Annotated in this window: 6 protein-coding genes; 1 reads left to right on the top strand and 5 read right to left on the bottom strand. The window is 72.4% G+C overall.

Annotated features, from left to right (window positions below; translation table 11 throughout):
- Positions 1–9: 9 nt before the first annotated feature.
- The 4 genes from ACWGIG_RS34760 to ACWGIG_RS34745 form a co-directional block, all read right to left on the bottom strand.
- The gene (locus ACWGIG_RS34760) at positions 10–2,667 is read right to left on the bottom strand and encodes an RICIN domain-containing protein (protein WP_453325689.1); all 2,658 of its coding nucleotides are present in this window, start codon (positions 2,665–2,667) and stop codon (positions 10–12) included.
- Positions 2,668–2,890: 223 nt separating this feature from the next.
- Complete coding sequence (locus tag ACWGIG_RS34755) at positions 2,891–3,796, bottom strand: ABC transporter ATP-binding protein (RefSeq protein ID WP_453325688.1); 906 nt, start codon at positions 3,794–3,796, stop codon at positions 2,891–2,893.
- A 1-nt stretch (position 3,797) separates the two neighbouring features.
- Positions 3,798–4,913: a FecCD family ABC transporter permease gene (locus tag ACWGIG_RS34750; protein ID WP_453325687.1), complete on the bottom strand. Its 1,116-nt coding sequence runs from the start codon at positions 4,911–4,913 to the stop codon at positions 3,798–3,800.
- A complete protein-coding gene (locus tag ACWGIG_RS34745) occupies positions 4,910–5,980 on the bottom strand; it encodes a FecCD family ABC transporter permease (protein ID WP_453325686.1) in 1,071 nt (356 codons plus the stop codon). Before ACWGIG_RS34745 ends, ACWGIG_RS34750 begins: the two co-directional genes overlap by 4 nt.
- A gap of 156 nt (positions 5,981–6,136) precedes the next feature.
- Between ACWGIG_RS34745 and ACWGIG_RS34740 the strand changes: the two genes are divergently transcribed.
- Positions 6,137–7,159: an ABC transporter substrate-binding protein gene (locus ACWGIG_RS34740; RefSeq protein WP_453325685.1), complete on the top strand. Its 1,023-nt coding sequence runs from the start codon at positions 6,137–6,139 to the stop codon at positions 7,157–7,159.
- A 199-nt stretch (positions 7,160–7,358) separates the two neighbouring features.
- Here ACWGIG_RS34740 and ACWGIG_RS34735 read toward each other — a convergent pair.
- Positions 7,359–7,771, bottom strand: a 413-nt coding sequence (locus ACWGIG_RS34735; RefSeq protein ID WP_453325684.1) for a (2Fe-2S)-binding protein, incomplete at its 5' end; no start/stop codon positions are given.

The following is a 7,771-nucleotide window of genomic DNA, read 5'->3' as shown; positions in this document are numbered from 1 at the left end:
ACGTCGGGGTCAGGACGGGTCGCCGTACTGGAGGCCGCGCCCGTTGGTGCCGATGTAGACGCGGCCGTAGGTGTCGGGGTCGCCGGTCACGACGCCGGTGCCGCTGAGGTTGCCCCACTGGTGGGCGTCGTCGTTGACACGGACCCAGGTGGCGCCCCTGTCGCTGGAGCGGAAGACTCCGGTGACCTCCTTGACGGTGCCGATCAGGTAGAGGGCCTGGTAGGAGGCGCCCGGCGCGGCCTTGCCGAAACCGAGGGCGGAGGCGGACTCCACCGTGGTGAGCGTGGTGAAGGTGCGACCGCCGTCGGTGGAGTGCAGCAGCCCCTTGCCCTGGCCGGAGATCCACAGGTCACCGGCGACGCCGGGGACGGCCGTGAGCCGGCCGGCGGGCAGGTGGGTGGCGCGGGCGGTGAAGGTCGCGCCGCCGTCGGTGCTGGCGTGGAGCGTGCCGCCGGCCAGCGAGTAGAAGGTCCCGGCCGAGGAGCGGTCGGCGACGACCGTGGCGCCGGTGCCCAGGCCGCTGACCTTCGACCAGCTCGCCCCCTTGTCGGTCGAGCGGTAGGGGGCCTGACCTTCCTCGGTCCAGACGATGGCGGAGCCGTCCGCGGAGAGAGCGACCTGCCCGCTGTCGGCGCTGCCCACCGGCTCCGACGTGAAGCCGCTCCAGTTGCTGCCGCCGTCGGTGGAGTAGGCGCCGTCCTGCGAGCCGCCACGGCCGACGCGGACCATCAGCGAGGGGTCGGGCTGGGCGAAATCGATGTCCGTGCTGGTGATCATCAGCGGGTTATTCAGCCGCCCTGCGGGCACCTTGGCCAGGGAGTGGGAGGAGCCGTGGTGGAAACCGCCCAGGTCACCCATGGACGAAACGACGGTGGCTCCGCCGGGCGGGGCGACCGCGTCCTGCACCGAGGTCTCCTCAAGCCCCCGGGACCCCACGGTCCAGTGGCTGTGGGCGCCGCCGTCGGTGGCGTCGGCGTCCTTGCTGCGCCAGATGCCGCTGCCGGTGCCGTACAGCACGTGCCCGGAGCTGAAGGGATCGATGGCCAGAGCGGTCATCCAGTGCCCGGTGGCCGTACCGACGTAAGGAGCGGCGGAGTCGTCCCGCACCGACTTGTCGGCCAGCGCCTTCCAGGTCGTGCCGCCGTCGGTGGTGCGGTAGATCTCGTCCTCGGGCCACCAGCGGCCGAGGGTGGTCACCATCACGGTGGACGGCTTCTGCGGGTCGACCGCCAGACCGGAGAACCCGTAACTGCCCTGGGACGGCGAGATGTTCTTCCACACTCCGCCGGCCGGTGTGTACTTCCACACCGAGCCCGCGGTCACGCCGTTGGGCCCGACGGCGTTGGTGTAAGTCAGGTACAGCGAGCCGTCACCGGAGAGCACGCCGTGCTGCGGCATCTGGCCGGTGGGCTGCCCGGAGACGGCCCTCCAGGTGCTGCCGCCGTCGGTGGAGCGGTACAGGGAGGTGGACTTGTCGGCGACGCCGGCATAGACGGTGTTGCTACCGGCCGGGCCGTACGTCACGAAGGAGATGCCCGCGCCGCTGCTCGCCCCGTCCTTGACGGGGAACGAGGAGACCTGACTCCATGTCACGCCGTGGTCGGTGCTGCGCCACAGGCCGTTCTTACGGGTGCCCAGCAACAGGGTGCCGGGGTCGGCGGGGTCGATCACCAGCCGTTCGCCCGCCCCGCGGCCGTCCTCGTTGGCGCCCAGCTTGAAGGGCAGGTCGGTGCGCTGGAAGGTGCGGCCCCGGTCCGTGGAGCGAAGGATCGCGCCGTTGCCCGCCCAGCCGTTGGTGTAGGTGCCCGACGCGACGTAGAGCCGCTCGGGGGCGACGGGGTCGGTGGCCATCGAATCGATGCCCAGCAGGTTCCAGTCCTTCTCGCCGACCCAGTCGGTCAGCGGGATCCACTGCTCGGCCGCGGCGTCCCAGCGATAGGCGCCGCCCATGTCGGTGCGCGCGTACAGCAGGCCCTTCTCCCGCGGGTTGAACACCAGCCCGGTGACGTAACCACCGCCCACCACCTGGGCGTTCTTCCACGCGTACGGTCCGGCCGCGGCCGTCTGCGCCCCGTCGGCCCCGGCCGCCGGGGTCTCGTCCGTCTTCACCAGCTTCCACTGCTGGTTGGCGCTGCCGCTGCCGGGATACTGGACGACTGCCCCGCCGTCGGCCCTGGAGCCTCCGAGGACGTCCAGGACCTGGCCGCTCCTGCGGGAGGTGAAGGTGACGGCGCCGGAACCACCCACCTCGTCGATCCGCCACTCCTGGGAGGCGGAGGAGCTGTCGGTCTGCTGCTCGGCGGCGGCTGCCCGGGCGGTCGAACCGCCCGCTATGCCCAGGACCTTGCCGCTGTTGCGGTTCACCAGCTCGTAGTGGCCGTCCCCGGTGGGGCGCAGCTTCCACTGCTGGTTGGCGGTGTTCTGGTCGGTCCACTGCTGGATGCGGGTGCCGTCGGCGGTGGAGAAGGCGTCGACGTCCAGCGCCTTGCCGCTGCTCACGGAAAGCAGCCGGTAGTACGCATTGCCGTCGACCGTCGCGGCCTGCGAGTCCTCCTGAACGAACAGGAGATACGGCACGACGAGAGCGGGCGCGCCGAGCAGCAGACCGGTCGCGGTCCAGCGACGACGGTGACGCCCGCGGCGGCCGCCGTTCGTGGGGTTCTTCATGGGGGGAGTGCTCTCCTTGCATGCCGTTCACCAGAGAAGGGGGGATCCAGCCCTCGGAACGGCCGGATCCGTCTCCTTGTGGTCACCGGCCCCCCAAAGGGTTGCCGCGAGCCGGAAACTTTTTCCGGCTGCCCGGACGACAGCAAAGCCCCGGGCCACTGGCCCGGGGCTTTCGCGTGTACTGCGTGGAGCGGGTGGCCCGGATCTCCTCGGACCCGCCGGGTCATGTCCTGCGGCCACCCTCGGGGATGACCAGGGGCGTGCCCGCGACCGGGCACTCGATGACTGCCGCGCGCAGGGCGAACACCTCGTGCACCAGGTCCGGGGTGACGATTTCCGAGGGCGGTCCCGCTGCCACGACGTTGCCGTCGCGCATGGCGATCAGGTGGTCGGCGTAGCGGCAGGCCAGGTTGAGCTCGTGCAGGACCATCACCACGGTGCGGCCCTCGGCGCGGTTCAGTTCCGCGACGAGTTCCAGGACGTCGACCTGGTGGGCGAGGTCCAGGTAGGTCGTCGGCTCGTCCAGGAGCAGGACCGGGGTGTCCTGGGCCAGGACCATCGCGATCCACACCCGCTGCCGCTGGCCGCCGGACAGTTCGTCGAGGGTGCGCCGGGCGAGTTCCCCGCAACCGGTCGCCGCCAGGGCGGAGTCCACCGCCTGCTCGTCGGACGACGTCCACTGCCGCCACCAGCGCTGGTGCGGGGTCCGGCCGCGGGCCACCAGGTCCCGTACGGTGATGCCGTCCGGCGCGCTGGGCGTCTGCGGCAGCAGCGCGAGCCGCAGCGCGAAGTCGCGTGCGGACAGGGACGCGATGTCCTCGCCGTCCAGGTGGACGGTGCCGCTTGCCGGTTTGAGGAGCCGGGCCAGGGCGCGCAGGGCGGTGGACTTCCCGCAGGCGTTGGGGCCGACCAGGGCGGTGACCTTGCCCGCCGGGATCTCCAGGTCGAGGTCATCGGCGACGGTCCTCTCGCCGTACGCCAGGCGCAGACCGGTGCCGCGCAGACCGGTGCCGCGCAGGGCGGTGCCCTGCGGTGCCGGGTCGTGCGGCGTCGCTTCGTGCGGTGCCGCGTCGTGCGGTGCCGCGTCGTGCGGTGTCGTGGATACGGGCGCGTCCAGTGGGGCGGTCATGTCAGCCTCCCTTTCCGGCCCGGTTGGTACGGGCGAGGAGCAGTAGCAGGTACGGGGCGCCCACGGCGCCGGTGAGCACGCCCACGGGCAGTTCGACCGGGGCCAGCACGACGCGCGCGGCGAGGTCGGCGAAGATCAGCAGCACCGCGCCGGTGAGCGCGCTGGTGACCAGCGGGAGGCCGGCGGTGCCGGTCAGCCGGCGGGCGATCTGCGGGGCGCCGAGCGCGACGAAGGCGATCGGCCCGGCCGCCGCCGTGGCCAGCGCGGTGAGGGCGGTGGCGAGGACCAGCAGGGTGATCCGGGAGTGCCGCAGCGGGATGCCGAGGCTGCGCGCGGTGTCGTCGTCGTACTGGAGCAACTGGTACGGGCGGGCCAGGGCGAGGACCAGGGGGGCCAGGACGGCGAGCGCGAGTCCGGCCCACAGGACGTGGTCGTAGCCGCGGCCGTTGAGGCTGCCGGTGAGCCAGACCATGGCGCGGGACGCCTGGTCGATGTCGGCGCGGGCGAGCATCCAGCGGGTGAGGGCGATGAGCGCGCCGTTCGCGGCGATGCCGACGAGCACGAAGCGGTAGCCGGTGATGGTGCCGTCCCGGTACGCCAGCAGGTAGATGACGGCCGACGTCAGCAGCGCGCCCACGAGCGCGCCCAGCGGCACCGCCCCGAAGGTACCGGCCCCGGCCGCGGTCACCCCGCCGATGAGGATGGCGCCGACCGCGCCGGCGCCGGAGCCCGCCGCGATCCCGATGAGGTCGGGGCTGGCCAGCGGGTTGCGGGTGACGGCCTGGAACACGGCGCCCGCCAGGCCGAACGCGGCTCCCACCAGCAGCGCCGTCAGCGCCCTGGGCAGGCGCAGTTGATGGACGATCAGGTCGGCCGAGCCGTCCCCGGTGCCCAGTACCGCGCCGAGCACGTCCTGGACCGGGATCGCGTACGTCCCCAGCGACACGGAGGCGATCAGTCCGACGAAGCCGAGGGCGGCGAGCGCGAGGACGGCGACGGCGACGCGGGGCCTTACGGACGCGCCGAAGGGGCCGAATTCCACCCGCAGGCCGTTGCGTACGCCGTTGCGTACGCCGCTTTGCGTGCCGCCGCGCACGCCGCCCAGCAGGCCGCTCATCGGGTGTGCTCCTTGAGCTTGCCGCGCTTGACCAGCAGCGCGAGGAACGGGGCGCCCAGCAGGGCGGTGATCACGCCGGCCTCCAGTTCACCGGGGCGGGCCACCATCCGGCCCGTGACGTCGGCGGCGAGCATCAGAGCCGCCCCGCCCAGGGCCGAACAGGGCACCAGCCAGCGGGCGTCGGGGCCCGTGAAGGCCCGTACGACATGGGGGACGACCAGCCCGACGAAGGTGACGGGTCCGGCGGCGGCGACCGCCGCCCCGGTCAGGAGGATGACCGCGACCGCGCCCAGGGCGCGGGTGGTCCTGACCTTGGTGCCGAGGGTGGTGGCGAGGTCGTCGCCGAGGGCCAGCGCGTTGAGCCGCCCGCTGAGTCCGAGGGCGAGCAGCAGGCCGACGGCGACGAACGGAAGGATCTCCGTGGCGAGTGAGGCGTCGCGGCCCGCCAGCGAGCCGACCGCCCAGAAGCGGTACTGGTCCAGGGTGCGGACGTCGAGCAGCACCAGCGTGTTGGTGCCCGCGTCGAGCAGGACGCTCACCGCCGCCCCGGCCAGCGCGAGTTTGGCCGGGGTGGCACCCCCGTACCCGGTGCCGCCGACCGCGTACGCGAGGAGCCCGGCCAGCGCCCCGCCGAGGAAGGCGAACCAGATGTACTGGTACGAACTGGTCAGCCCCAGCACGCCGATGCTCAGTGCGACCGCGAAGGCGCCGCCCGCGCTGACGCCGATGAGGCCGGGGTCGCCGAGCGGATTGCGGGTGATGTCCTGGGCGACGGCCCCGGCCGCCCCCAGCGCCAGCCCGACCAGCAGGCCCAGGAGGGTGCGCGGCATGCGCAGTTCCCGGACGACCACCGCGTCACCGTCGGAGCTGCCGCCGATCGCTGCCAGTACGTCGGAGAGCGGCACGGACTTGGTGCCGATCGCCAGCGAGGCGCAGACCATGACGACGACCACGGCGAGCAGCGCGGCGGCGACCGTGAGGCGCGCGGCAACCGGCCGTGGCGGCAGGGTCGGTGGGGCGGGGCGGGGCGGGGAGAGGGCCCCGCCGGTGGCGGGCTTCACAGTCACGCGGCTCAAAGTAAGGCATGCCTAATTCCGCCCGTCGGCCACCCCCCGTATGGATTCGGCCACGAAGAGGCGCTAGTCTCACAGCGCTCTTACACAGGTAAGCCTTGCCTAAGTGCTGCCGCCGTCCTTCGTGCTGCCGCCGTCCCTGGAGAACCCATGCACACTTTCCCTCAGCGTCGCCGGCCGGGCCGGATGGCCGCTGCCGTCCTCACGGCGGCCATGGCTCTCTCGCTGGCCGCCTGTGGCGGCGCCAAGGAGGACGCGGCCGACAAGACCGCGGCCGACAAGCCGGCCGCCGCCTCCGACGCCTCCTTCCCGCGCACGATCACGCACGACAAGGGCAAGACCGAGATCACGGCCAAGCCCCGGCGCGTGGTGGCGCTGGACAACAGCCTGGTCGAGGCCGTCGTCGCGCTGGACGCCCCGCTGGTCGGCGGCATCGGCTCGTACCGCGACCAGAAGGGCTTCCCCCCGTACCTCGGTGACGCGGTGAAGAACACCAAGGACGTCGGTCCGATGGCCACCCCGAACCTGGAGGCGATCGCCGCACTCAAGCCGGACCTCATCGTCTCGGCGACCGTCCGCCACGAGGACCTCTACCCCCAGCTGAGCCAGATCGCGAAGACCGTCTTCGTCAAGACGACGGGCCCGATCTGGAAGGAGAACGTCACCTTCCTCGGCCAGGTCCTGGGCGAGGAGGAGAAGGCGAAGGCCCAGCTGGCGGGGTACGAGACGCGCGCCAAGAAGATCGGTGACGCGATCAACGCCAAGGTCAAGGGCAAGGACGGCAAGTCTCCCGCCACCTTCTCGGTGGTCCGCTTCGTCGACGGCCCCACGCGCATCTACCTGCCCGCCACCTTCAGCGGCATCATCCTGAAGGACATGGGACTCGCGCGGCCCGCCAACCAGCAGGACCCGAAGGAGTTCAACATCGAGATCAGCGAGGAGCAGATCGCGCAGGCGGACGCCGACCACGTCTTCATGACGACCTTCTCCGGCGGTGAGGAGCGCAAGAAGAAGTTCCTCGCCAACCCGCTGTGGAAGCGGCTCGGCGCGGTGCAGAAGGGGCAGGTCCACGAGGTCGACGACGCGGTCTGGATGACCTCCGTCTCGCTCCAGGGCGCCCACCTCGTCCTCGACGAGATGGCGAAGACCTTCAAGGTCGACCCCGCGAAGTAGGCGTCGGCCCGCGCGAGTCGGGCCGGTGCCGGAGCTGTACGGAGAAGCCGTACGCGCCGGTGCCGGCCCGGCGGCGTTCCGGGGGCGGTCGAAGCCGGTGTCCCGGATCCGGTGTCCCGGGGCAGGTGTCCCGGATCCGGTGTCCGGGGCAGGTGTCCCGGAGCCGGTGGGTCGGGGCAGGTGTCCCGGGGCAGGTGGCTCAGCCCTCGTCCGTCAGCCTCCGCAGGCGCTCCGCGTCACAGGTCCTGGGGCACGTCGCGCACGCCTGGGCGGAGTCGAGGGTGTAGTACATGCAGCAGCCGAGACGGGTGCGGGTCGGGTGCCTGCTGCCGTCGGGAGTCGTCAGCCGGCGGAAGTCGGCGCCGCCGGGGAAGGGCGGGACGGCGGTCGGCAGCAGCGCGGTCGCGGCCTGGAGGGCCCGCTCCTCCTGGCCGAGCATCCGGCCGAGGTACCAGATCCCGGAGACCAGGTCGTCGCCCGCCATGCCCCACAAGGTCCTCGGGCTGCGGCGCGCGTGGGGGCGGACGGCCGTCAGCAACGGGCGTACGTGGTCGGCGACCGCCGCACGCAGCTCGGCCCGCAGCGCTTCCTCGTCGGCCACCACCCGGGCGC

This window comes from Streptomyces sp. NPDC054863 (assembly GCF_053610825.1).
The sequence above is the reverse complement of the archived record's forward strand: the minus strand, read 5'-3'. Positions and strand labels throughout refer to the sequence as shown.

Bases quoted from the DNA above. Each gene is read 5' to 3' on its own strand.
- ACWGIG_RS34760 (WP_453325689.1), bottom strand. From the start codon at position 2,667: ATGAAGAACCCCACGAACGGCGGCCGCCGCGGGCGTCACCGTCGTCGC.
- ACWGIG_RS34755 (WP_453325688.1), bottom strand. From the start codon at position 3,796: ATGACCGCCCCACTGGACGCGCCCGTATCCACGACACCGCACGACGCG.
- ACWGIG_RS34750 (WP_453325687.1), bottom strand. From the start codon at position 4,913: ATGAGCGGCCTGCTGGGCGGCGTGCGCGGCGGCACGCAAAGCGGCGTA.
- ACWGIG_RS34740 (WP_453325685.1), top strand. From the start codon at position 6,137: ATGCACACTTTCCCTCAGCGTCGCCGGCCGGGCCGGATGGCCGCTGCC.